Here is a 24,092-nt window from a genome sequence, read left to right on the forward strand (position 1 = left end):
TATCATTGGAAAAATGGAAAGATCAGCCACTTGCGCCGTTGTGGTGAATCTGGCCCAGATTCCTGAGGTCATATCCGCCCAGGTCGGTAGCGCGTTCAGAGAAACGCTCGGATTGCAGAAACTGGATTAAAGTCTGCATCGGCGGCTCAAAGAAAGCACGTCGCCAGATGGCAAGATCTAACCGTTCAGAGTGAGTGGGCACAAAGCTCAGTCCATAAGGACCCGCAAGTGCACCGAGGCCGAACCCTGCTTCGGCTTTGCCATCCCGTACGGCAATCGCCAGTTCTTCTTCGGTGCGGGCGCAGATTGGGAGGGCATTCAAATCTTCTCGGCCGAGCCCATGCTTGCCAAGCTCTGCATCGAACAGATGCTGACTGGCGGCACTGTCCTGTCGTAGGATGACGCGACGGCCTTTCAAGTCCTGAATACCAGAGATCTCAGGTGTGCCAGTCGCAAGCAGCAGACCGCGCTGCCTATGCGCGATTTGGTAGAGGATCACTGGAGCGTTGCCCATTCTGTCGCGCAGAGACTGGGTGTTAAAGCCTTCGGGTTCATGGATATGCAACGCAGCCGCTTGTGCTGTGCGGTCAGATAGGCGGTTCAGCCCGTCGAATGAACCGTCATAATAGGTGGCCAGCCCCGAGCCACTTTCCCTCAGCGCCCAATCCAGCAGCGGATCATGGCTGCCGGCGACAATGGGGGGCAGGGGCGGTTCAGCCACCTGCGGACCAGAGCGCGAGGCATTGAGCCATGCGATGATCTCTGCCTTCGGGAACAGCAGTTTTCCCATTGCCCGCACGCAAGGGATTTCACCAGAGGACGCCAGATCATAGGCTTTCCGCTCACCAATGCGCAGCAGATCCGCCAATTCGCGTGTTGTCAGGTATTGCGACATTCAGTCTAGACGCACCGAAGAGCCGGAACCCGACGCTGCAGCGCTGAATCCGATCTTGTCCAGAACGATCGGCGCGGCAGCGGCAATGACGACCATCGCAACGACGGCGGAAAGGAAGGCTTTCATTATTTCCTCCGGCTCAGTTTTCGGGTGCCGTGGCGTGTCGTAAAAAGGTGACCAGATCAATGCGGTCTTGCGATCCGCTAATCCGCTGCATTGGCATCTTTGATCCCGGAATGTAATGATCCGGGCCCTTGTCGAAAAGAGCGTTTATTGTCTCTTCATCCCAAATGATATCAGAAGTTTGCAGTGTATCTGAATAAAGATAGTCCGGTACTGTCCCTGCTTTGCGTCCAAACACCCCATACAGGGTTGGACCCGCGCGCCGCTGGTCATCCGGTGAAAGGCTATGACAGATTGAGCATTTGCGGGCAAATTGGCGTTCCCCATTTCCCATCTCGTTCGGGTTCTTCAGGAAACTGGGTTCGGCCGCCGCCATCTGCTCGCGGTCTTCCGAGGCCGCGATCGGCCAGCTATACATCGCTTCGTCAATTCCGCCAGCATGAATATTTTGCCCATCGTTCGAAAAAGCCAGAGCCCAGACAGGCCCGCGTAGCGTAGCCCTGAAATCTTGCGAGATACGCCAGTTCAGGGTGTCGATGACCATGATAAAACCTTCACCATCACCGACAGCGAGAAGGCTTCGATCAGGGCTGAGGGCAAGCGCCAGTATCGGCCTTCGGTCCAGGGTGAAATCGCGTTCCTCGCCGGTTGCTAGGTCAAGGATGCGGGTGACGCCATCAACGGCACCGTAGGCGATCCAGTTGTCGATAGAATTCAAGACCAACCTGTTCACGCCGAACCCGTGCTCGATAAGGCGATCCACCTCCTGACCGCTCGCGACATCCCAGAGGCGGACCGAACCATCCACACCCGCCGAATAAAGCTGTGACCCATCAGCAGTGAACTCCACGGCATTTACCCCGCTGCCCGTTGGCCCGAGCAACATAGGTTCTGACCCATCGACCGGCCAAAGCCCGATCATTCCGTCCCAGCTTGCCGTCGCGACATGAGTTTTTGATGCAGTGAGCCCGACGATCTTTCCTTTGTGTCGTCCAACGATTTCGCCTCCGGGCCAACGCCGTAGCGTGAAATCATCACCAGCTGAATAGATTGCGGTACCGTTAAACACGACAGTGTTGACGGCAGCTTCATGGCCTTCCAGCCATTCCGGGGTCTGTCCGGTCCATAGGCCAACCGAATTGTCGAAACTCGCCGTTGCAATGCGCCCGTCTTGTGCGATTGCGATCCCCATGATCGGCCCGCCATGGCCTTTGAGCGTGAAGAACTCGGACCAAGCGGGCAGGGGGATCAAGCCAAGCGTCAAAACCAGCCAGCGCATTTATTCAGCGGGTGAGGCCGCCGCTTTGCTGGCCTCTTTTTCCTGCACCTCTTCCAGCCACAGTGAGTGATGCTCGCGCGCCCATTGTTCTTCGACTTCACCAGTGCCCATGGCGTCAAAAGCACCTTCCATGCCGACTGAGCCGAGGTAGATATGCGCTATGATGATCGCAATGAACACATAGGCCACCATGACGTGCCAAACCTGGGCATATTGCATCTCTTCTTGAGGCGACATCTGCACGGGTAGGTTCAGGCCCAGCATCTGTGGAATGCCGGTTGCGTTGGCGATTTGGAATGTCTTTGCGAACATCGGCAGCTCAAACGGGAACAGTAGCGAAAGGCCCGATAGGCTGATCGAGGCGCCGAGTAGTATACAGGCCCAGAAAATCACCTTTTGACCTGCGTTGAACTTCTTTGCGGGCGGGTGGCTGTTCTTGGTGAACAAACCACCACCGGCTGCGAGCCACTTCAGGTCGGTCTTGTTGGGTATGTTATGTGAAATCCAGTTCACGGTGACGATAATCAGACCAAGCATGAAGGCCCAGGCGAGGTTGTTATGTAGCCATTTACCCCCCTGAGCGATGGTTGCGAACCCTTCCTTGCCGAAGATCGGGATCAGGAAGTCACGGCCATAAAGCGCCAGCAGGCCGGTGATGCCAAGGATCAGGAATGAACCGGCAAATAACCAATGTCCGAACCGTTCGAAACTGTTGAACCGCAGGACCTTGCGCCCGGTCTTTTCGCCATCTATGCGGATTTTTCCGCGGATCAGGAAGAACAGAAAGATGACCGCAAGCATTCCCGCGATGATGTATGTACCGTATTCGCGCAGTGGCCCGGTACGGAAACTCAGCCACCACATACCGCCATCTTGAATCAAAACGCTGTCTGCTGGTCCATGGGATGAAACGGTGACATCTGCCGATCCATAGCGCAGCGCGCGATAGACATCGCTGTCTGAGGCGACGCCGCGCGTGCCGATTTGCCCAAGCAGACCTTCCACATTGCCCTGTCCGGTATTTTCCGACCGATAGCTGTTGTCGACCTTCTCGCCGCGCTGACGGGCCAGAATGTCCTCAAGCGTTGTCGCTCCGCCAGTCGAAGCGCGTTCATTAGTGGTTGCGGGTGCCTCAGCATCGTTGGTTTGGGCAACGGAAGCGTGGACCAGCCCGATGGTGAACAGCAATGCGAAGAGTAAGCGGAACATCTGAACCTCGGTCAAAATCCCTGATCAGGCGACCCACGGATGCGGGTCGCCTGTTTGGTTCATGAAAGCGGAGTTATCCGTCTTTCTGGTCGTAGGCTGTACCCCAACCCCAAGCGCCCGAGCCGAAGCCGCGCGCCACGACGCGTTCGCGGTAAACGGCAGACACCACGTCGCCGTCACCGGCAAGCAGGGCTTTGGTGGAACACATCTCGGCGCAGATCGGCAGTTTGCCTTCGGCGATCCGGTTGCGACCGTATTTGGCGAACTCCGCGGTCGAGTGCGTTTCCTCGGGGCCGCCAGCACAGAAGGTACATTTGTCCATCTTGCCGCGCGATCCGAAGTTGCCCGCCTGCGGATATTGCGGCGCGCCGAAGGGGCACGCGTAGAAGCAATAACCACACCCGATGCACAGGTCCTTGGAGTGCAGGACGACGCCTTCTTCGTTCTGATAGAAGCAGTCGACCGGGCACACCGCCATGCAAGGCGCATCCGAACAATGCATACAGGCCACCGAGATCGAGCGTTCGCCCGGGTTGCCGTCATTGATCGTCACCACCCTGCGGCGGTTGATGCCCCAAGGCACCTCGTGCTCGTTCTTGCACGCGGTTACGCAAGCGTTGCACTCGATGCAGCGTTCAGCGTCGCAGAGAAACTTTGCTCTAGCCATTATCGTCCTCCTTACGCTGCCCAGATCTTGCAGAGAGTACACTTGGTCTCTTGCATCTGGGTCACTGAATCATAGCCATAGGTCTGGGCGGTGTTGGTACTTTCACCCAGCACATAGGGGTCTGCACCGGCGGGATATTTGTGCCGCTGGTCTTCGCCCTGGAAATGGCCGCCAAAGTGGAAGGGCATGAAGGCGACACCGGCACCAACCCTGTTGGTCAGCATCGCCATCACCTTGACCTTGCCACCCTCAGGACCTTCGACCCAGACCTGTGATCCGTCACGAATGCCAAGGTTGTTGGCATCGCGCGGATTGATCTCGACGAACATGTCCTGCTGAAGCTCGGCCAGCCACGGGTTCGATCGTGTCTCATCACCGCCGCCTTCATATTCGACCAAACGACCAGACGTTAGGATTATCGGGTAATCCTTTGAAAAGTCGTTCTTTTGGATCGAAGCATAAAGCGTGGGCAGGCGGTAGGCATGCCGGTCCTCGTAGGTTGGATAGTCCGCCACCAGATCGCGACGCGGCGTGTAAAGCGGCTCGCGGTGCAGTGGGATCGGATCCGGGAAGGTCCAGACAACCGCGCGGGCTTTGGCATTCCCGAAGGGCGCACAGCCATGGGCAATTGCAACCCGCTGGATGCCGCCGCTAAGGTCGGTCTTCCAGTTGGTTTTCTCGCCCGCAACAGCGTCAATGGCCGCGCGTTCTTCTGCGGTTAGATCGCCGTCCCAGCCAAGATCCATCAGCATCTGCATCGTAAATTCGGGATAGCCATCCTGAATTTCCGATCCAACGCTATAGACCCCTTCGGCCAGCAGGTTGTCGCCGTCACGTTCCACGCCGAATCTGGCGCGGAAGGTCAGGCCGCCTTCGGCCACCGGTTTGGACATGTCATAGAGGTTTGGTGTCCCTGTATGACCCATCTCGGCGGTTCCCCAGCAGGGCCACGGTAGACCGTAATACTCGCCGTCGTTTGGTCCACCAATGGCTTGCAGCGTGGTCCTGTCGAACGTATGCTGGTTGGCCATATGGCTTTTCAGACGTTCCGGCGACTGACCGGTATAGCCGATGGTCCAGAGACCCGAGTTGAACTCACGCGTGATGCTTTCAACATTCGGGGTTTCGGGATCTTCCATCTCGATATTGCGGAAGAACCGGTCTGCCCAGCCAAACTTGTTGGCGAACTTGGCCATGATGACCTCGTCCGGCAGGCTTTCGAACAACGGATCAACCACCTTGTCGCGCCACTGCAACGACCGGTTCGATGCCGTGACCGAGCCACGGGTTTCGAACTGCGTACAAGCAGGCAACAGATAGACGCCGTCAGTACGGTCATGCAGAACGGCCGAAACTGTTGGATACGGGTCGATCACGACCAGCATGTCCAGCTTCTCCATCGCCGTCTTCATTTCCGTCATCCGGGTCTGCGAGTTGGGCGCGTGGCCCCACAGAACCATGGCGCGGACATTGTTGTCCTGGTCCATGTTGGCCGGGTCTTCCAGAACGCCGTCGATCCAACGAGAGACCGGGATGCCGCGCTCATTCTGAAGCGGTTTATCCTTGCCTTCCTTGTCCTTGATCGTGGCGAATTGGCCTGCGAGCCATTCGGGCTCTTCACCCCAAACGCGCGCCCAGTGACCCCATGCGCCTTTCGACAGACCATAGTAGCCGGGCAGGGTGTGGGACAGAACACCAAGGTCCGTCGCGCCTTGCACGTTGTCATGGCCACGGAAGATGTTGGTGCCACCACCCGTGGTGCCCATGTTTCCAAGTGCCAGCTGAAGCACACAGTAGGCGCGGGTGTTGTTGTTGCCGTTGGTGTGCTGAGTACCACCCATGCACCAGACGACTGTACCTGGACGGTTGTTCGCCATTGTGCGGGCAACGCGCTTCAATTGCGATCCCGGAGTTCCAGTAACGCGTTCCACCTCATCCGGGTTCCAATTAGCAACCTCTTCGCGGATCTGGTCCATGCCCCAGACACGGGTGCGGATGAACTCTTTGTCTTCCCAACCGTTGTCGAAGATGTGCCACAGGATTCCCCAGATCAGCGCAACGTCTGTACCGGGGCGGAAGCGGACATACTCATCCGCATGCGCTGCCGTGCGTGTAAAGCGCGGATCGCAGACGATCAGAGGGGCGTTATTCTGCTCTTTCGCGCGCAGAATATGCAGCAGTGAGACAGGGTGTGCCTCGGCCGGGTTGCCGCCGATGATGAAGATCGCCTTGCTATTGTGCATGTCATTGTACGAATTGGTCATGGCGCCATAGCCCCATGTATTCGCAACACCCGCAACAGTGGTTGAGTGGCAGATACGGGCCTGGTGATCCACGTTGTTCGTGCCCCAGTAGGCAGCGAACTTGCGGAACAGATAGGCCTGTTCGTTGTTATGCTTCGCAGAACCCAACCAGTATACGCTATCCGGACCGGATTCTTCGCGGATGCTCATCATGCCGTCGCCGATCTCGTTGATCGCCTCTTCCCAACTGATGCGCTTCCACTCGCCGCCTTCCTTTTTCATCGGATACTTGAGGCGGCGCTCGCCATGGGCGTGCTCGCGGACCGCGGCCCCCTTGGCGCAGTGTGCGCCCAGATTGAACGGGCTGTCCCAGCCGGGTTCCTGCCCGATCCAGACGCCGTTCTGTACCTCGGCTACGACCGTGCAGCCCACCGAGCAGTGAGTGCATACGGATTTGATATTCTCAACAGCGGTGTTTGCCGCTGTCTGGGCGCTGGCGGGCGTCACGGTTCCACCCGTGGCGCTGATCGCGGCAAGGCCGCCGATCGTCAGGCCCGAGCCACGCAGGAATGCGCGGCGATCGACGGTTTTCTCGCCGACCTGGGACAGGATACTTGTCCGCTGGGGGCGTCTCGCAACCCCGTTGGTCTTTTTCCTAAGCATTTCTTTCCTCCCTTGCGCGCCGTGTAAGCCACGGCTGGCTTGGTACTGCTGATCCTGACGTCAGGGCCAATCGCAACCGTCTGTCAGGTATGAAAACGTCCAGTCCTAGAACCGGGTGCTTTCGATGTATGCGCGCGTATGCGCGGTATCCTGCATCCGGGTTTCGTCCGTTGGCAGCTCGGCTGCTTCGGCCTGTCCGGTCAGGCTGGCTGCGGCAACAGCAGCTGGGGCTGCGGTTCCGGCCAGTTTCAGGAAGTCGCGGCGGGTTGCGCCTTCTTCCTTTGTCTTGCTCATGGGCTCCTCCTGTCCCAATTGCGGTTTGGCGCTGCAAGGCACCGGCGAGTAGCGGACTAATCCGCCGTCATTCGGAAGGCTTCGCGCTCGATCTCCATGAACACCCGACCGGCGGTGCCGACCGAGGCATAGAGAACCGAGTTCTCAGCGCCTTCCAAATCTGAATAGAAATGTGCGGCCCAGGGGCCGATGTGTTTACTCCAGAACGCCTTCTGGTCTTCCAGCGAGGCAGGCGCGCCGAAACGCCCGACGATCATGCCCGCCATCATCTCCATCAGAGAGGCAATGTTGTCTTCGGGTTCGTAAACATTTTGCGCCCTCGTGATACCGCGTGCTGCCATATCATTGCGAAGCTGGGCCAGCGGTTTTTCGTTCAGAAAACCGGTCAGATAGAAGCTGGCATAAGGCAACAATTCACCACGCCCCAATCCGATGAAAAGCGCATTGAACTCACGCTCGGCAGCGGCGGGCTTAGTGACCTTTGCCACGCGCGCCATCGCCTCTATGGCCTGACCCAGATCAGAGGCGTCACCGCTCAGCCCTGCCATCTGGTCCAGCAGCAACTGATCGGGTGGACCAGCCAGAAGCAAACCCAGAAAATTGTAGAAATCCGCGCGCAGACGATCCTCGGCCGAGATATCAATGGTTTGCGCGTTGTCTGCGGTCATAGAGTTATCCTTCGAATTCAAATTTCATGCGGCGCGGAGCAGGGGGGACTTCAAGCTCCTCTGGTTCTTCCACATTAGCCACGGTCATGGGTTCCGGCGCAGGTTCTTCTGCCTTGGCCGGTTCTTCACGCGCCTCGATCACATCAAGCGTATCTGTCTCTGGATCGCATTCTTGCTCTTCAGCCTCGTCAGCGAGCGCTTCGACATGAGCCAACATGCCCTTGCCTACCTGATACGCGGTCTGAAGGTTCTCAATCACGCAGGCTGCGTCGGTGTAGTCCTCGCCGTAGTCGACCAGCCCGTCGACATTGGCCAGAACAGGGTTCAGCCGCCATAGGCGCCGCAAGGCGCGGCGGCGCAGGCGGTCAGGCACGGCTTTGGCCATGAAGCCCGAGACATCATCACCTGCTTGCAGCGTATCGGGATCGGGCAGATCAAACTCGGACAGAATTTCGGCGTCGCTTTTTTCTTCCAGCTCAACTTGCCGCGTTGTGATGATCTGTTCCTTTGCGGCCAAAGCTTCTGCTTCGGTCTCGGCCTGAACGGCGGCCTTGCGGCGGGACCAGAAATCGCGCGCTTGGGTCATTGCAGCACCCGACGCGGTGCGCGGTAGACATCTGTGTCCTGACGGATGCGAGCGTCGCCTTTTCCGTCCTCAACCAAATCTATGCGCTTCTTATCTCGACGGCGCTTTACGAACACTTCGTCCCGATGATGCTGCAGCGTGAAATCGCGCACCCAAGCGATTAGACCTTCTGTCATCGGGATCTTCTCGACAATCTCCTCGCCGGTATCAGCGTAGTCCTGACCTTCAAACGGAGAGGCCGTGATCAGCACTGCATTCAAGTGAGTTTCACCTTTCAACTCATCCCGAAGCACCAGGTAAAGCGAGGGCTGTCCGTCCGACAGGTTCACCATATAGGCCTCTGTCTCGTCAGCCCAGAGTGATAGAGGCAGTGTGGCAGCGTGATATTCGACGGTTTCACCTTCGCGGCGCAGCTCTTGCCAATCCGCAGGTCCGGCGCCAGGCAACAAGGCGACTGCGCGCCAGCTCCAGCGGGCCCAACGAGTGACCCCGGGTGTTTTGCGCACGATGACGCCAACCGGCATTTCAATCTGGCTTGCGGCCTTGGCCACTGGCTCCTCCCCGGAAGGCTCTCCCCTGCCTTCCCTATGATGTACTATGGTACATAAATTGGCGCTGTGCCAAGTCCACTTGCATTGATCAGGTCGTTTTCTTCGATAATTTATTCGTTATTGACCTCAATGGCTCGTGGATGGCTTGGGGGTCGATGAAAAATAGTGCACAAATCTGCCATTCTGCCCGGTACCGCATTGCCACGGTGCGGATTAGGTCTAGTGTGAATTGGGGCAGCAAACAGTCCGGGAGAAGACATGACCAGCAAGCTTTTGTTGTGTGATTGCGAGGGGACGCAATCAATTGACGCAGATCGCATATCTTCGGCCTGTGAACTGAGCTGTTCAAAGGTACATACTGCGCTTTGTACCCGAGAACTTGGCGTGGTGGCTGAAATGCTTCAGACCGACGATCAGGTGGTGATTGCCTGCGGGCAAGAGACTGTCGTGTTTTCTGACCTTGCAGATGATCTGGGTGTGGATCAGCCGGGATGCGTTGACCTCAGAGACCGTGCTGGCTGGTCGGAACAGGGCCAAAATGCAGCGCCTAAAATGGCAGCGTTGGCAGCTGAAGCGATGTTGCCGCAGCCGATCACTTCTGCAGTTGATGTGATCAGCAAAGGCACTTGTTGTATCATCGGGTCGGGCGAGATCGCTTATGATCTGGCTGAACAATTATCGGACAGCTTGGCCGTAACGGTTTTGGTCACAGATGAGGTTCAACCGCTGAGCCGTGCTTTTGATGTTATTCGTGCCAAGGTGCGGAACTTGTCGGGCGCACTGGGTGGGTTCACGTGGCATCTGGATCAAGTGCAACAGTTAGAACCCGGCGGGCGTGGTGATTTCGCGTGGAGCGCGCCGAGGGATCGGGCCACATCGCGCAGTGATATTGTTGTTGATTTGACCGGAGGTACGGCTTTGGTTGCAGCCCCGGATAAGCGCGAAGGCTACCTGCGCGCCGATCCTCGTGATGCGGTTGCGGTTGCGCGTCTAGCCTTCGATGCGGTGCAACTGGTCGGTACCTTTGAAAAACCGCTTTACGTGCGACTGGATGAAGCGCTTTGTGCCCATTCGCGCGCAGGACAGACCGGGTGTTCGAACTGTTTGGACATTTGCCCGACCGGTGCCATCACATCAGCGACAGATCATGTGGCAATCGACCCCATGATTTGCGCCGGGTGTGGTGAGTGTTCTGCCCTATGCCCGTCTACAGCCATTACTTACGAGGATCCGCCGGTATCTGCCATTCTCTCTAGGATGCACATACTGGCGCGAACTTTTCGTCGGGCAGGGGGTACAGCGCCGCGTTTGCTGGTGCACGATGCCCACGGGGCGCAGATGATCCGAATGGTTGCCCGGTTTGGCCGAGGTCTTCCAGCGGATGTCATTCCACTAGAATTGAACGTGGTTTCAGGCTTTGGTCATGCCGAGATGCTGGCCGGGTTGGCACATGGCTTCGCCCGCGTCGACGTCCTGTTGGGGCCCAAAGTCGAACGGGACGCGCTGGATCGGGAACTGGTTTTGGCGCAGGCCATCGCGGGGCAGGGTGCCCTGAGCCTGATTGACGAGGTTGACCCGGATGCGTTTGCTGATCTGCTTTACGCGCAAGAGGTACCGCTACCATTGACCGATCCGGTTCTTCCATTGGGGAACCGGCGACAAATCACCCGACTGGCGGCACAAGCGCTGAATGCCAAGACCGAATCACCGTTGGCATTGCCCGATGGCGCGCCATATGGCGCCGTCGTAGTAAACACTGGCACCTGCACTTTGTGCCTCAGTTGTGTATCTTTGTGCCCCTCAGGTGCGCTGATCGACAATCCAGACAAGCCGCAGTTGAACTTTCAGCAGGATGCCTGCCTGCAATGCGGTATCTGTCGCACGATCTGTCCTGAGCACGCCATTGATCTGGTGCCGCAGCTTGACCTAAGCGACAAGGCCCTGTCGCAGCAGGTTCTCAATGAGGAAGAGCCGTTCGAATGCATCGAATGTGGTGCGGCCTTTGGCGTCAGATCGACGATCGAGCGCATAATGGACAAACTGTCGGGAACACATCCGATGTTTGCAACTTCGGATCAGGCAAGGCTGATCCAGATGTGTGATGATTGCAGGGTAAATGCTCAGTTCCACAGCACCGACAATCCGTTCCAGTCATCTCCTAGACCCCGTGTCGTGACGACGGACGATTATTTTTCAAAGCGTAAGGATCACTGAAGTTGCAGCGGTGCGCCCAGATCGGCGGCGTTGATGGCGGCGACAAAGGCCAAAATGGCTTCGAGATCATCCAGACTTATTTCCACCGGATGGATCGGCGATGGACGCTCGGGCGGGAAGGGCTCGGTTACGCCTTCAATCTGGGTGAAGGCGGGATGTGGGTTCAGGGCAAAAAAGGCCTGAAACCGCTCGGACCAATCAGGCATCGCGCGCAGGACGGCGAAAGACGGCGTGGAACCCAATCCGTTCATGCGGTTTTGCGGCCCGATCACATGGCACCGGCCACAGTGATTAAACGACAAATCCTGACCCAAAGCAGCATTTCCGTCGATTTTAGCGTCTTCGACAACATCTGCGATTTCGAAGTTCGCGCTAAAGGGCCCACCTTCAGCGGGAACAAAGCTTTCGACCGTACGTTTCCCAATGTCGGACAACAGCCAGTCTCGGAACTTGATTTCCTTTGCGCTGGCATTAATGCGCAGGTGATAGACTGTTTCGTCACGGGCAAAAACCGGATCGCCAGGAGGTGCCGGAGCAAGAGCCATTACACCATCGTCGTCTGCGACAACGCGAACCCCGGTCTTGAGAGAGAAGCGCGGAAGGATATGTTGCAGAAGACCCGAGTTTGAAATCTCATCTGGCGCTGCGAGTCCAATTGCCTCTTGTGACCAAGAGGGGGTGGCGGTGAGCGTCAGGCTCAGGCACAACAGGACAAAGCGCATGGCCAAACCTAACGGTGTCAGGCCAATTGCGTCAAATGAACGAAAAGAGACGGAGTATCATGCAATGAGCGGCGACCGCAATCAGTCGACACGCAAGACCCTAATCGAAGGGCGGGCAACGGAGGTGATCGCATGAGCATCCGTGACGCCGTACTGGCGAACCTAAAGAAGATCACTGATCCTGTTTCCGGACAGGATATCGTCAGCGCAGGTATTGTGCGCGCGCTGAATGTCGAGGGGGATACGGTACGCTTTGTACTTGAGATCGATCCCAAACAGGCCGAGAAAATGGAGCCCGTGCGCGCCACAGCCGAGAAAGCGGCGCAGATGGTGGACGGCGTGTCTAACGTCTCGGCCATGATGACCGCGCATTCGGACAAGGCCCCACCCGATTTGAAGCCCAAGCCTAAGCCTTCGCAAACCGGACCGCAGGCGGTGCCGGGTGTGGACCGGATCATCGCGGTGGCGTCTGGTAAAGGGGGCGTCGGCAAGTCCACTGTGTCGGCCAACCTTGCCTGCGCGCTAGCCGCAGAAGGACGTCGCGTGGGTCTGTTGGACGCGGATGTCTACGGTCCGTCGCAGCCCCGGATGTTGGGGGTTTCGGGTCGTCCGGCAAGCCCTGATGGCAAGACGATTCTGCCTTTGCGCAATCACGGTGTTACCATGATGTCGATGGGGTTGATGACCAACGAAGGACAGGCGGTTGTCTGGCGTGGCCCGATGCTGATGGGCGCATTGCAGCAGATGATGGGTCAGGTACAATGGGGCGCGCTCGATGTGTTGATCGTTGACCTGCCTCCTGGCACGGGTGATGTGCAGCTTACGTTGAGCCAGAAGTTTAAGGTGGATGGCGCCATCGTTGTTTCAACCCCACAAGACGTGGCTTTGATCGATGCTCGCAAGGGGATCGACATGTTTAATCAGCTCAAAACACCCATCGTTGGGATGATTGAAAATATGTCGACTCATATCTGTTCGAATTGTGGACACGAAGAGCACGTATTCGGTCATGGCGGTGTGGCGTTAGAGGCCGAGGCATTGGGAGTGCCACTGCTGGGTGAGATACCACTGCATTTGGATATCCGCGTGGCAGCAGACGGGGGGGCGCCGATCGTAGTCAGCAAACCCGACAGCCCACAAGCAGAAGCCTTCCGAAAGATCGCTCGCGACATGATTGCCAAGGGGAATGCATGAGCCACCCGGTCTTTCCCCCATTGCTCAGCGGGCATCCTGCCAAGGCCGGAGAGGACCCGTTCGAAAAGGCTCAGGCCATGGCGGCGCTAGGCTGTGATGGGGGAACCGTGGTCTATAGTATTGAGGCGGATCGTTTGCGCGTTGCCATCGTTTTTGCCCCCGAGGTGCCACTGCAGGATGCAATAGCGATGTTGCCGCTATGTGCAGTCGGTTTCCAGAACGCTCTGGGTGCATTGGCTCCTCCAGAAGTTGCTGTGCATCTAGGCTGGGACGGCGTGATCTGCGTGAATGGCGCATCATGCGGGACGATGAAGGTTGCAGCCTCGTCTGCCGAGGCAGGCGAGATTCCTAATTGGCTTGTCGTCGGTTGGGAGCTAGCATTGCTGCCGACCAGCGACGCCCCCGGGGAAACGCCGGATGTAACTGCGCTTTATGACGAAGGTTGTGCTGACGTGTCGGCGACGCAACTGGTCGAAAGCTGGTCGCGCCACATGCTGACATGGCTCAACCGCTGGCAAGAAGAGGGCAACGCGCCGCTCCATGCCGAATGGATGGGGCTACTGCGCGGGGTTGGAGAACCCATCGCGGACTCCGGTGTATTTCTCGGCACCGACGAACGGTTTGGCATGCTGATCCGCGAGGGCGCAGACACCCGAATACGCCCGCTGACAGAACTGTTGGAGACCGTCTGATGAATCTCGCCCGCGCAATCCATTTTGATGAAAGCGACATGAACGTGTTCCATTCACCTGCACGAACCGGTGAGTGGTGCATCCCGGGTGGTTTCGAGTTTTCGAATTGGGGAGAGGCCGACTTGGAAGGCAAGGCACGTCAGGCCTTTGCCAACGGTTGGCTGGGGCTTGAGACGTTTGGGCGCGTGACATTCGTTGCGGTTACGCAAATTGAGCAGGCTGAAATTGACCAACTGACAAAGAATCTGGCTGAGCATTTTGTGCAGTTATACGGCGCACCATCGGTCGAGGCGGCGATGGATGTCGCGCAGACCGAAATCGCGCACATGACCGAGATGTGCGAGGATCATGCCCCGAACACGTTGCTGACTGTGGCCCGGGAATTGACAGCGGCAGGGGTGCACGAGGCGTTTCGCGTGATCACGCCGCAAGAAGCGCAGCTTGAAGCATTGGCCGTCCACGGATCGCTGGACGACTAGATCAAATCTGCGAAACCACCAAACTGGCCGCGTTTAAAGATCAATCCTTGACCGGGGCGGTGCATGACTTTCTCGACATGGCCAACAAGAATCAGGTGATCACCTGCCGCGTGACGCGCCGACAAGCGACAGTCGAAGCGGGCTAGACATTCAGCAAGACGGGGACGCCCTGCATCATCTTCCTGCCAGTCGGCATGAGAAAAATCGAACCCGTTACGCGCAAATTGCAGGGCCTGATCGTGCTGGTCCTGCGCCATCACATGGATCGCGTAATGTTCGCAGGCGCTGAAGGCGTCATACCGGTTCGAGTTCCGGTCGAGACACCATAAAACCAAAGGTGGGTCCAGAGACACGGATGCGAACGAGTTCACCGTGATCGCGGCGGGGCCGTCGGCGGTGCTGGTGGTGACAACGGTGACCCCGGTGCCGAAACAGCCCAACGCCTCGCGAAAGGCAAGATTGTCCTCAGGGCCAGGAATGAATGTTTTTTCCGTCATCACGCGCTCGTTCAAGGGGCCTGTCTCAGGTGCCATGTGGCGCAGGGATTGTCCACGAAAAGCTGCGGTGAATTGTGGATTTTCCGGCTAGTTTAGATCCTCCAGCAACCGGCCGTGTTTGCGGGTTTCCGCAATGACGTCGCCAAAGGTTGTCAAGCCGCGCGCGTTGAGCATTGGCAGCATCAGAACCAGCACTTCTGCCGTGGCGACCGCATCGCCCAATGCCGTGTGACGCAAGGCTTCGGGGATCGTGATACCCAGCCGTTCGCAAACCGAATCCAGCGTGTGCGTTTCGCTCGCCCCGAACAGCACCGCCGACAGCAAGACGGTATCCAGAATGGGATGGGTCCACTCTACCTGCATACGCTCAGCGTGGCGGTGCAGAAATGCCATGTCGAACGGTGCGTTATGCGCAACAATCACCGCGTCACGAGCGAATTGGTGAAAGCTGCGGCCAGCCTGGGCAATATCGGGTGCACCCTGGACCATCCTGTCACTGACCTTGTGTACCTTGGTCGAGGCTGGCGGGATCGGGATGCCGGGATTGACCAGCGTGTCCAACCGCTCGCCCTCGACAATTTTGCCCTTCACGACGCGCACCGCGCCGATCTGAACGATTTCGTCCTTATGCGGTAGAAGCCCCGTGGTTTCGGTGTCAAACACCACAAAGCAAAGATCCAGTAATGGCCTTTCTTCAAACGCGTCGTCGCCGGGCGTTTCAAGAAGCTCGAAATCATAGACCAGTGGGCGCGCCTCGTCCGGTTCGATCTGTGCAGCGCTGTCGTCGAAAACCAGCATATACCCGGGTGCATCGCCCAAGGGTTTTATTCGGGCCGAATAGGTTTGCCGCCCGTCAACGCTGGTCAGTGTGCAATGTACGTCTTTTCCGGTCTTGATCAGCTTGGCATAAGCGTCGGTCAGGCCAGTTGCTTCGAGGTAATCAAACAGCGAGGCGTTCAAACGGGGATGCGCGATTTGCGCCAGAACCTCGGCTGCCTGAGCGTCATACAAGACAATCTGATGCTTGGGTCCCGCCAGCAGCATGGCGACCGGGATTTCGGTCAGCAGCGCGGTGAGGCGCTGTTTTTCCGAAGCCAAATGAGCGGTCTCTGCCGCCACAGCCTCTGCCGTGTTCATGGCGTTTGCGGCCAATTGTTCGGCCAGCCCGGCGGCGGCGGGGGCCAGATCACCCAAATAGCGTGCGGCCTGAAGGTCCAGATCAGCGCTGACCCCGGCATGAGCGCGCGCGCGCAATTGGGCCGAAAGCCGTTCGATTGGTTTTGCAACATTGTCATCGAACAGAAGCCAAACTCCGGCAACCAATGCCAACATCCCAAATGCAATCAGAATCTCTGCAAAGATGAACGCGTCCAACAGTCCGGGATCACGTGCCCTTTGATAGCCGACCCACAAAGCCAAAGCGCTGATAACCAGCCCGCCTGCCGCCAGCAGTAGGAAGAATAGAAAGACCCGCAGGCGCAAGCTAAGGTGATTCAACATCTTCAGACCCCGCAAGTTGCCTCGATCACCGGATCATCGGCGTCAATCTTGATCCAACTGGCGTTCAGCAAACGTCCGTCATCAGCGAATTCTGCCCCGTCAGCCAGATTGGCCCGGCTGTTATCAGCGCAATTGACCGCAACGGGCATCTTCGACACTGGTGCCCAGCGACCGAAGAAATACAGATCGACCAAACGTTCGTCGGGCACGCTGCCATTGGTACGGACCGAGGCAGAATCGATTGCGGCAAAGCGGTCTACAAACGGTACCGCGTAGGTCCAGGGACGATAAAAGGCACGGCTCTCGACTTCTTGTACCACAGTCAAACTGTCGGGCAGTTGGTCACGTGTTCGATCGTACCACGAGTATTCGCTGGTGATCGTCATCGCGATCATCCCGATACCCGCTGCAACCGGCGCGGCCCATTTGGGTAGGCGTCCCCCGGTCAGCTTGTTCACAACCATCACAACACCCGCAAAAGCAAAGCCCGCAAAGATTGTGCCGATCAGTTCCAGAAACATAAGGTTTCTCCGTTCATTTCCAGTTGCTTACCCCAGCATTCCCTTGCCGTGTCCAACCGCCGATTGCATCGTTTTTATCACGACAAAGGCGTTGCGGAGATGACTTCGCTCAAAGTCGGACAGGTCAGCCGGGGGAAGGTAGTTGTCGGGCGCATCACCGACCTTGACCAGACGTGCCTGATGTTCAAGCCGGGTTTCAGCGATGAGGTCATAGGCGTCCAAAAGATCGCGTGCTCCAGTAGCGCTTAGGACACCAGCAGCCTCAGCAGCGCTGAGCCGCGCGCGTGTGTTGGCCTCGGTTAACTGACCCTGAAGGCTGTAGATGCGTGCCAGATCAACCACAGGCACGACGCCATTGTGCTTCAGGTCCAGCGTATCGCGGTGCTCACCCGACCGGATCGTTGCAAAACCGCGCAGCAGCCCCAATGGTGGCGTGTGTTTCAGAGAATTCGAGATCATGTGCGCCACGAAGATCGAGTTTGCGCTGGCATTGGCCAAAGTCTCGGACTGCAGGTCAGTGAACAGGTCGAAATTGCCCCCGATCGGGCGTAGATCGAACATGACTGAGGCTAGCATCTGTGCCTCAGGGTTCGGCCGGTCGATCCATCCTTTGAAGTAATCGCGCCAGACCCTGATTGGTTGGCACCAACGTGGATTTGTCGCCATCATGTCGCCGGGGCAATAGAAATACCCGCAGGTGTCCAGCCCGTCCGACACAATTTTCGCCAGCTCGGCGAAGTACGCCATGTCGTCTTTGGTTACGCGGTCATCCAGCATCAGGCAATTGTCCTGATCCGAAACACCGGTCTGCTCCTGCCGTCCTTGCGAGCCGCAGGCCAGCCACAGGTATTGCACCGGAGGTGCCCCAAGCTCGGCCTGGGCCAGTGCCAGCAAGCGCCGTGTTGCGGTGTCAGCAATGTCGGTGATCAGTCGTGTCACGATCTCGTGCCGGTTGCCGCCTGCAACGAGTTGAACCAGCAGTTGGGGTATCTCGGCAGTGACTGTAGCCATCTCATCGGCAGTATTGGCGCGGGCGATCCGGCCCACCAACTCGGCAGAATTGACCGCCTGATAACGGGTGAGGTCGGTTTGAGTGACGATGCCAACCAACCGCCCGGCCTCGGAAATCGGGATATGCCCGATGCCACGCTCCATCATCACATGCAGCACGTCCGAGCCGATATCGGTAGGGGACAGCGTGATCGGGTTGGTGGTCATGATGGCTGAAACCGCAGTGTCTGCTGGCATCGACTCGGCGACGAATTTGCCCGAGATATCGCGTAGGGTCGTGATGCCCAGCAAACTGTCTCCCTCCGTCACGCAGAGGGATGATATATGTCGGTCGCGCATGATCTGCGCGGCGTTCTGAACCGGCGTATCGGGCGGGCAGGTGGCAGGATCGCGCGCCATCAAAATGTCAATTGCACTGGTGGCCAGGCTTTGCGGCCCGCTGCGCCCACCGCGTGTGCGGTTGAAGAATTTGGACACCACGTCGTGCCCGTCGATCAGGTTTTTCACCAAATCTGGTGGCAGCACGATGAGCACCGTCGGCGTGTGGGCCCGCGCATGGGTTGCGGCCTTGCCGTCCTTCAGCAATCCGCGCTCACCAAAAGAATTGCGCAGTCCCAGATGCGAAACGACAGCGCCGTTTTCATCTGTAATCTCCACCTGTCCTTCGTAGATCACAAAGACGCCGGGCAGGGCATTGCCCAACTGGTAAATGCTGCCATCGGCATCGACCTCACGCACTTCGATCTGCTGGGCCAGCTCGTCCAACGCATCGTGGGGCAGGGCGTCATAGGGGTGCACAGATTTCAGAAACCGGGTGATTTCGTCATGGGACAGGGGCATTTACGCTCTCCGGAGTTCCGAATAAAAATCCCGCCCGGTGGTGTGCCGGGCGGGAACAGTAAGTCGAAAGACGCGATCGAAGACAAGAGCCGTCGACCGCATCACACTCAGTGATCCTGAGCTGCGCCCGCACCACGGGGAATGCGAATGCTTTCGACCATATCTTTGATCTCCTGCGGAGTCTCTTTGGTTGCGCCTGCTACAAAGTAGGCGACCGCAAAGTTGATCATCGCACCGATGGCGCCGAACGAGGTCGACTTGATCGGACCCAGAAGTGGGTCAGCATCGGTGAAAGAGTTGGTGCCCGGAATGAACAGCCAGCCCTTATGCAGGAAGATGTAGACCAGAGTTACGGTCAGACCAGCCAGCATACCTGCGACCGCACCGGTGTTGTTGATGCGGGTCGAGAAGATCCCCATCATCAGCGCCGGGAAGATAGAGGCAGCCGCCAGACCGAACGCCAATGCAACCGTCTGCGCCGCAAAGCCCGGAGGGTTGAGACCCAGATAGGTTGCAACAACGATGGCTACAGCCATGGCAATCCGCGCCGCCAGAAGCTCACCCTTTTCAGAGATCGACGGGTTGATTGCACCTTTGACAAGGTCGTGGGACACAGCCGACGAGATCGCCAGCAGCAGACCCGCAGCGGTAGACAGAGCAGCCGCAAGACCACCGGCAGCAACAAGACCGATCACCCAACCTGGAAGGTTGGCGATTTCGGGGTTGGCCAGAACCAGGATGTCGCGGTTGAACTTGGTCAGCTCGTTTCCGACCCAGCCCTTTTCTTCCGCGATCGCGGTCATGGCTTCTGACTTGTCGTTGTAGTACTGTATTTTGCCGTCGCCGTTCTTGTCTTCCCAATCCAGCAGACCGGTTTTCTGCCACGTGGCCATCCAGTCATAGCGGGGATCGTTGTCGATTTCCTCGACCGATACAGCACCACCTTCGATGCCGCCATTGGGCCACATCATGTCACTGATGTTCAGACGCGCCATGGCACCAACCGCAGGGGCGGTCAGGTACAGCAGAGCGATGAAGACCAGTGCCCAGCCAGCCGACCAACGTGCGTCAGATACCTTGGGAACGGTGAAGAAGCGCATGATGACGTGCGGCAGACCCGCTGTACCGATCATCAGCGATAGGGTGAACAGCACCATGTTCAGCGTGTTCGAGTGGTGTGCCGTGTACTCATTGAAGCCCAGCTCGGTCACGATCGCATCCAGCTTGGTCAGCAGAGGTTCACCGCTTGCTGTGTCACCAAACAGACCCAGCGCCGGGACGGGTGTGCCGGTCAGCTGCAGCGAGATGAAGATGGCCGGGATGGTATAGGCGGTGATCAGCACGCAGTACTGAGCGACCTGAGTGTAGGTCACGCCCTTCATCCCACCAAACACGGCGTAGGCAAACACAACGCCCGCGCCGATCAGCAGACCGGTGGTGTTGGAAACCTCAAGGAAGCGGCCAAAGGCCACGCCCACGCCGGTCATCTGACCGATCACATAGGTCACCGACGCAACGATCAGACAGATAACCGCCACGATACGTGCGGTTTGGCTGTAGAAACGGTCGCCGATGAATTCCGAGACGGTGAACTTACCGAACTTACGCAGGTAAGGCGCAAGCAGCAGCGCCAGCAGCACGTAGCCACCGGTCCAACCCATCAGGAAGGTTGAGTTGTCATAGCCGGTAAAGGCAATCAGGCCCGCCATCGAGATGAACGAGGCCGCAGACATCCAGTCCGCCGCTGTCGCCATACCGTTGGTGACCGGGTGAACGCCGCGACCGGCGGCGTAGAACTCCGATGTGGAACCCGCACGGGCCCAGATCGCGATGCCGATGTAAAGCGCAAAGGACGCGCCCACAAACAGCAGGTTGATGGTAAACTGATCCATGGCTCTTACTCCTCGTCCACGCCGTGTTCAGCGTCGAGCTTGTTCATGCGCCAGGCGTAGTTGAAGATCAGCACCAGAAAGACCAGGATCGATCCTTGCTGAGCGAACCAAAAGCCCAGATCTGTACCGCCAACGGCGATGCCAGACAGCAGCGGACGCAGCAGAATGCCGAATCCAAACGACACCAGCGCCCAAATCGCGAGGCTGATGTAGATGAGGCGCAGGTTGGCCTGCCAATAGCCCTTGTCGGCTTCGGCAGTCTGCGCGGAGTTTGTTGAATGATCCGCCATCGCGGGTTCCTCCTTCGCTTCCCTCATTGGCGGCCCATTGCCCAACTCCTCCAGTGCGGTGGGCCGCTTCTCGGTTGTGCCAAACGCCCCGTGACGTCAGGCATAACTTCTCCGGTCCGCCAAGGCGGGTCCATTGAAGTATTCTGTTTTAGGATCAAAGCCCTTAGGCTTATCTCCTCCCCTTAATTCATGACTTCGCCAACAATCCCTTGAAGGTCTTGCGCAATGTCGTCGATCTGACCCATGGCATCGATGCCTTTCAGCACGCCCTGGGCCTGATAGTAGTCAATCAGCGGTGCGGTCTGCGCGTGATAGGCCGCCAGCCGCGAGGCGACCGTCTCGGCATTGTCATCAGCGCGGCGCTTGAATTCAGTGTGGCCGCACTTGTCACATTTGCCGTCTTCGACGGGTTGCTTGAACGTATCGTGAAATCCTTCACCGCATCCGGCGCAGGTGTAACGGCCTGAGATCCGGGTAACCATTTCGGCGTCTTCAACCTCAAGGCTGATGGCCGCATTGATCTTCTGATCTGAAGAGGCAAGCAAGCCATCAAGCGCTTCGGCCTGAACCGTAGTGCGCGGGAACCCGTCCAGAATGACACCTTTGGAGCAATCCGGCTCTGCCATGCGGTCGCGCAGGATGGCGATGACGATGCCGTCGCTGACAAGATCACCGGCCTCCATTACCGCTTTGGCCGCATTTCCGGCATCGGTGCCTGCCGCAACCGCGTCGCGCAGCAGATCACCGGTGCTGAGTTGTACAAGCCCGAACTTCTCCTCAAGCATACGGGCCTGCGTGCCCTTCCCGGCGCCGGGAGGGCCGAGAAGGATCAGAACAGCGGGAGATATGGTCGTGGCAGCGTCCATCACATCCTCACTTGTTCGCGCGGTTGTCGATCAGGTCTTCGACCACCGAAGGATCGGCCAGTGTGGAAGTATCCCCAAGCGAGCCAAAGTCGTTCTCGGCAATCTTGCGCAGAATTCGGCGCATGATCTTGCCCGAGCGAGTCTTGGGCAGGCCGGGGGCCCATTGGATCACGTCAGGCGACGCAATCGGGCCGATCTCGGTCCTGACCCATGTGCGCAACTCCTTCAGCAGATCATCCGAAGGCTCGCGATCATTCATCAAAGTGACATAACAATAGATGCCTTGCCCCTTGATTTCATGGGGATATCCGACCACGGCGGCCTCGGCGACAGCTGCATGGGCAACCAGCGCGCTTTCCACCTCGGCGGTACCCATCCGGTGACCCGAGACGTTGATCACGTCATCCACACGGCCCGTGATCCAGTAGTCGCCATCCTCATCCCGACGGCAACCGTCGCCGGTGAAGTAGTAACCTTTGTAGTCCGAGAAATAGGTCTTTTCGAACCGCTCATGATCGCCCCAGACCGTGCGCATCTGACCGGGCCAGCTGTCTTTGATGCACAGAACGCCCTCGACGCCATTGCCCTCGATCTCAATACCGGACTGAGGGTCCAGAACCACGGGCTGAATGCCGAAGAAGGGTTTCATCGCCGAGCCGGGCTTCATCGCGTGAGCACCTGGCAGGGGGGTCATCAAGTGACCGCCAGTTTCGGTCTGCCACCAGGTGTCAACGATCGGGCAACGTCCACCGCCGACCACTTCGTTGTACCAGTTCCAGGCCTCCGGATTGATCGGCTCGCCGACCGTGCCCAACGTGCGCAGGTCGCTCAGGTCGCACTTCTCGACCCACTCGTTGCCTTGCCCCATCAGAGCGCGCAACGCAGTTGGGGCGGTATAGAACTGGTTCACCTTGTGCTTTGCGCAAACTTGCCAGAAGCGTGAAGCATCCGGGTAGGTGGGTACACCTTCGAACATCAGTGTGGTCGCACCGTTGGCCAATGGGCCATAGACGATATAGCTGTGGCCAGTGACCCAGCCCACATCCGCAGTGCACCAGTAAATGTCGCCTTCGTGATAATCGAACGTGATCTCATGCGTCATGGCCGCATAGACCAAATAGCCACCGGTCGTATGAACAACGCCCTTGGGCTGACCTGTCGAACCAGAGGTATAGAGGATGAACAGCGGGTCTTCCGCGTTCATCTCAGCGGGTGCACAATAGTCGTCCGCCTCAAGCGCCATTTCGTTGTAATCGTAGTCACGACCGTCAATCCACGTGGTTTGCCCGCCAGTGCGTTTAACGACCAAGCATTTTACGGTGTCCGTACAGTGCAGCAGTGCAGCGTCTGCGTTAGACTTCAGCGGGGTCTTGCGGCCACCACGAGGCGCCTCATCGGCAGTGATGACGACTTTGGCGTTGCAGCCGTTGATACGTGCCGCCAACGCGTCGGGTGAAAATCCGGCAAATACAATCGAATGAATCGCTCCGATCCGTGCACAAGCCAGCATCGCGTAAGCAGCTTCGGGGATCATTGGTAGATAGATGACAACGCGGTCGCCTTTGCGGACACCCATCGACTCAAGGATGTTGGCCATCCGGCACGTGCGGCGATGCAGTTCGGCATAGGAAATATGCTGAGCCGTGTCATTTGGATCATCTGGCTCCCAGATAATGGCTGTCTGATCGCCACGCGTCTTCAAATGACGGTCCAAGCAGTTGGCCGAGACGTTCAGCGTACCGTCCGCATACCAATTTATGCCAACCGAACCAAATTCATAGCTGACGTCTTTGACCTGAGTGTAGGGCTTGATCCAGTCAACGCGCTTGCCTTGCTCATCCCAAAACGCCTCTGGGTTGTTGATCGACGCAGCATACATATCTGCGTATTTGTCGGCGTCGACATGGGCGCGGGCGACGATTTCTGCGGATGGCGGATATGTCTTGGCATCTGCCTGGGCAGCGGTGGTCATTTTTGAGGCTCCTCCCTCTGGACTGGATTGCATGGGACCGATATTGCCAGCCGATCAGACAATGTCGATCCATTTCCTCCCCGAGTTGAATAATACGGAGATCAGAAAAGAAATAAATAAATTGCGATAATCCTTGAACTTCTTTGTAAATAAGTTTCAGAATAATCGCGTTACTTGTAAACAAATATGAAATTATCAGTAATTATTTAATAATAACAATAATA

24 protein-coding genes are annotated in these 24,092 nt (G+C 57.7%); 5 read left to right on the plus strand and 19 right to left on the minus strand.

The genetic code is table 11. The features are described 5' to 3' along the window. Positions 1 to 22: 22 nt before the first annotated feature. The 10 genes from ACR0DU_RS01620 to ACR0DU_RS01665 all read right to left on the minus strand — a co-directional run bounded on the left by ACR0DU_RS01620 (position 23) and on the right by ACR0DU_RS01665 (position 9,178). A complete protein-coding gene (locus tag ACR0DU_RS01620; RefSeq protein WP_480454697.1) occupies positions 23 to 895 on the minus strand; it encodes a substrate-binding domain-containing protein in 873 nt (290 codons plus the stop codon). Then, positions 896 to 1,021 carry a hypothetical protein gene (locus ACR0DU_RS01625; RefSeq protein ID WP_480454698.1) on the minus strand — a complete coding sequence of 42 codons (126 nt, stop codon included), beginning with the start codon at positions 1,019 to 1,021 and terminating at the stop codon, positions 896 to 898. A gap of 13 nt (positions 1,022 to 1,034) precedes the next feature. Beyond that, entirely contained in the window at positions 1,035 to 2,297 is a 1,263-nt protein-coding gene (locus ACR0DU_RS01630) for a c-type cytochrome (protein ID WP_480872109.1), read from the minus strand. After that, positions 2,298 to 3,506, minus strand: a complete 1,209-nt coding sequence (locus tag ACR0DU_RS01635; protein ID WP_480872111.1) for a formate dehydrogenase subunit gamma — start codon at positions 3,504 to 3,506, stop codon at positions 2,298 to 2,300. A 73-nt stretch (positions 3,507 to 3,579) separates the two neighbouring features. After that, positions 3,580 to 4,173 carry a formate dehydrogenase FDH3 subunit beta gene (gene fdh3B, locus ACR0DU_RS01640; RefSeq protein ID WP_010439472.1) on the minus strand — a complete coding sequence of 198 codons (594 nt, stop codon included), beginning with the start codon at positions 4,171 to 4,173 and terminating at the stop codon, positions 3,580 to 3,582. A gap of 11 nt (positions 4,174 to 4,184) precedes the next feature. Next, positions 4,185 to 7,079, minus strand: a complete 2,895-nt coding sequence (locus ACR0DU_RS01645) for a formate dehydrogenase subunit alpha (protein WP_480872113.1) — start codon at positions 7,077 to 7,079, stop codon at positions 4,185 to 4,187. A gap of 105 nt (positions 7,080 to 7,184) precedes the next feature. Beyond that, a complete protein-coding gene (locus ACR0DU_RS01650) occupies positions 7,185 to 7,373 on the minus strand; it encodes a ubiquinol-cytochrome c reductase iron-sulfur subunit N-terminal domain-containing protein (RefSeq protein WP_170469532.1) in 189 nt (62 codons plus the stop codon). A gap of 56 nt (positions 7,374 to 7,429) precedes the next feature. Next, positions 7,430 to 8,041: a TorD/DmsD family molecular chaperone gene (locus tag ACR0DU_RS01655; RefSeq protein ID WP_170469535.1), complete on the minus strand. Its 612-nt coding sequence runs from the start codon at positions 8,039 to 8,041 to the stop codon at positions 7,430 to 7,432. Positions 8,042 to 8,045: 4 nt separating this feature from the next. After that, positions 8,046 to 8,627, minus strand: coding sequence for a DUF3306 domain-containing protein (locus tag ACR0DU_RS01660; protein ID WP_480872116.1), 582 nt, complete (start codon positions 8,625 to 8,627; stop codon positions 8,046 to 8,048). Then, a complete protein-coding gene (locus ACR0DU_RS01665; protein WP_480872118.1) occupies positions 8,624 to 9,178 on the minus strand; it encodes a DUF3305 domain-containing protein in 555 nt (184 codons plus the stop codon). Before ACR0DU_RS01665 ends, ACR0DU_RS01660 begins: the two co-directional genes overlap by 4 nt. A 258-nt stretch (positions 9,179 to 9,436) precedes the next feature. On the opposite strand from ACR0DU_RS01665, the gene ACR0DU_RS01670 reads away from it, so the two are divergent. Beyond that, positions 9,437 to 11,392: a 4Fe-4S binding protein gene (locus ACR0DU_RS01670; RefSeq protein WP_480872120.1), complete on the plus strand. Its 1,956-nt coding sequence runs from the start codon at positions 9,437 to 9,439 to the stop codon at positions 11,390 to 11,392. On the opposite strand, the gene ACR0DU_RS01675 is transcribed toward ACR0DU_RS01670, so the two are convergent. Then, positions 11,386 to 12,114, minus strand: coding sequence for a hypothetical protein (locus tag ACR0DU_RS01675; protein ID WP_480872122.1), 729 nt, complete (start codon positions 12,112 to 12,114; stop codon positions 11,386 to 11,388). The genes ACR0DU_RS01670 and ACR0DU_RS01675 overlap by 7 nt on opposite strands. Here ACR0DU_RS01675 and ACR0DU_RS01680 point away from each other — a divergent pair. The 4 genes from ACR0DU_RS01680 to ACR0DU_RS01695 are packed head-to-tail and all read left to right on the plus strand — an operon-like array spanning position 12,113 to position 14,479. Further along, a complete protein-coding gene (locus ACR0DU_RS01680; protein ID WP_480872124.1) occupies positions 12,113 to 12,250 on the plus strand; it encodes a hypothetical protein in 138 nt (45 codons plus the stop codon). The genes ACR0DU_RS01675 and ACR0DU_RS01680 overlap by 2 nt on opposite strands. Further along, a complete protein-coding gene (locus tag ACR0DU_RS01685; RefSeq protein WP_480872126.1) occupies positions 12,247 to 13,308 on the plus strand; it encodes an Mrp/NBP35 family ATP-binding protein in 1,062 nt (353 codons plus the stop codon). Before ACR0DU_RS01680 ends, ACR0DU_RS01685 begins: the two co-directional genes overlap by 4 nt. Continuing rightward, positions 13,305 to 14,000 (plus strand): biotin/lipoate--protein ligase family protein, encoded by a 696-nt coding sequence (locus ACR0DU_RS01690; RefSeq protein WP_480872128.1) that lies wholly within the window; start codon positions 13,305 to 13,307, stop codon positions 13,998 to 14,000. The genes ACR0DU_RS01685 and ACR0DU_RS01690 overlap by 4 nt, the downstream gene beginning before the upstream one ends. Next, a complete protein-coding gene (locus ACR0DU_RS01695) occupies positions 14,000 to 14,479 on the plus strand; it encodes a DUF6505 family protein (RefSeq protein ID WP_480872130.1) in 480 nt (159 codons plus the stop codon). The genes ACR0DU_RS01690 and ACR0DU_RS01695 overlap by 1 nt, the downstream gene beginning before the upstream one ends. Here the strand turns inward: ACR0DU_RS01695 and ACR0DU_RS01700 are convergent. The 8 genes from ACR0DU_RS01700 to acs form a co-directional block, all read right to left on the minus strand. Then, entirely contained in the window at positions 14,476 to 14,976 is a 501-nt protein-coding gene (locus ACR0DU_RS01700) for a flavin reductase family protein (protein WP_480872132.1), read from the minus strand. The two genes, ACR0DU_RS01695 and ACR0DU_RS01700, sit on opposite strands and share 4 nt — an antisense overlap. A gap of 87 nt (positions 14,977 to 15,063) precedes the next feature. Continuing rightward, complete coding sequence (locus ACR0DU_RS01705; protein ID WP_480872134.1) at positions 15,064 to 16,476, minus strand: 3'-5' exonuclease; 1,413 nt, start codon at positions 16,474 to 16,476, stop codon at positions 15,064 to 15,066. Positions 16,477 to 16,478: 2 nt separating this feature from the next. After that, the gene (locus ACR0DU_RS01710) at positions 16,479 to 16,997 is read right to left on the minus strand and encodes a hypothetical protein (RefSeq protein ID WP_010439504.1); all 519 of its coding nucleotides are present in this window, start codon (positions 16,995 to 16,997) and stop codon (positions 16,479 to 16,481) included. A gap of 27 nt (positions 16,998 to 17,024) precedes the next feature. Further along, positions 17,025 to 18,848 carry a DUF294 nucleotidyltransferase-like domain-containing protein gene (locus tag ACR0DU_RS01715; RefSeq protein WP_480872136.1) on the minus strand — a complete coding sequence of 608 codons (1,824 nt, stop codon included), beginning with the start codon at positions 18,846 to 18,848 and terminating at the stop codon, positions 17,025 to 17,027. Positions 18,849 to 18,955: 107 nt separating this feature from the next. Next, the gene (locus ACR0DU_RS01720) at positions 18,956 to 20,740 is read right to left on the minus strand and encodes a sodium:solute symporter family protein (RefSeq protein WP_480872138.1); all 1,785 of its coding nucleotides are present in this window, start codon (positions 20,738 to 20,740) and stop codon (positions 18,956 to 18,958) included. A 5-nt stretch (positions 20,741 to 20,745) separates the two neighbouring features. Then, positions 20,746 to 21,030: a DUF4212 domain-containing protein gene (locus ACR0DU_RS01725; protein WP_010439512.1), complete on the minus strand. Its 285-nt coding sequence runs from the start codon at positions 21,028 to 21,030 to the stop codon at positions 20,746 to 20,748. Between the two features lie 182 nt (positions 21,031 to 21,212). After that, positions 21,213 to 21,896, minus strand: a complete 684-nt coding sequence (locus ACR0DU_RS01730; protein ID WP_480872139.1) for an adenylate kinase — start codon at positions 21,894 to 21,896, stop codon at positions 21,213 to 21,215. Positions 21,897 to 21,903: 7 nt separating this feature from the next. After that, a complete protein-coding gene (acs, locus tag ACR0DU_RS01735; protein ID WP_480872141.1) occupies positions 21,904 to 23,868 on the minus strand; it encodes an acetate--CoA ligase in 1,965 nt (654 codons plus the stop codon). Between the last annotated feature and the right edge of the window lie 224 nt (positions 23,869 to 24,092).

Source organism: Ruegeria sp. G2 (genome assembly GCF_056533505.1).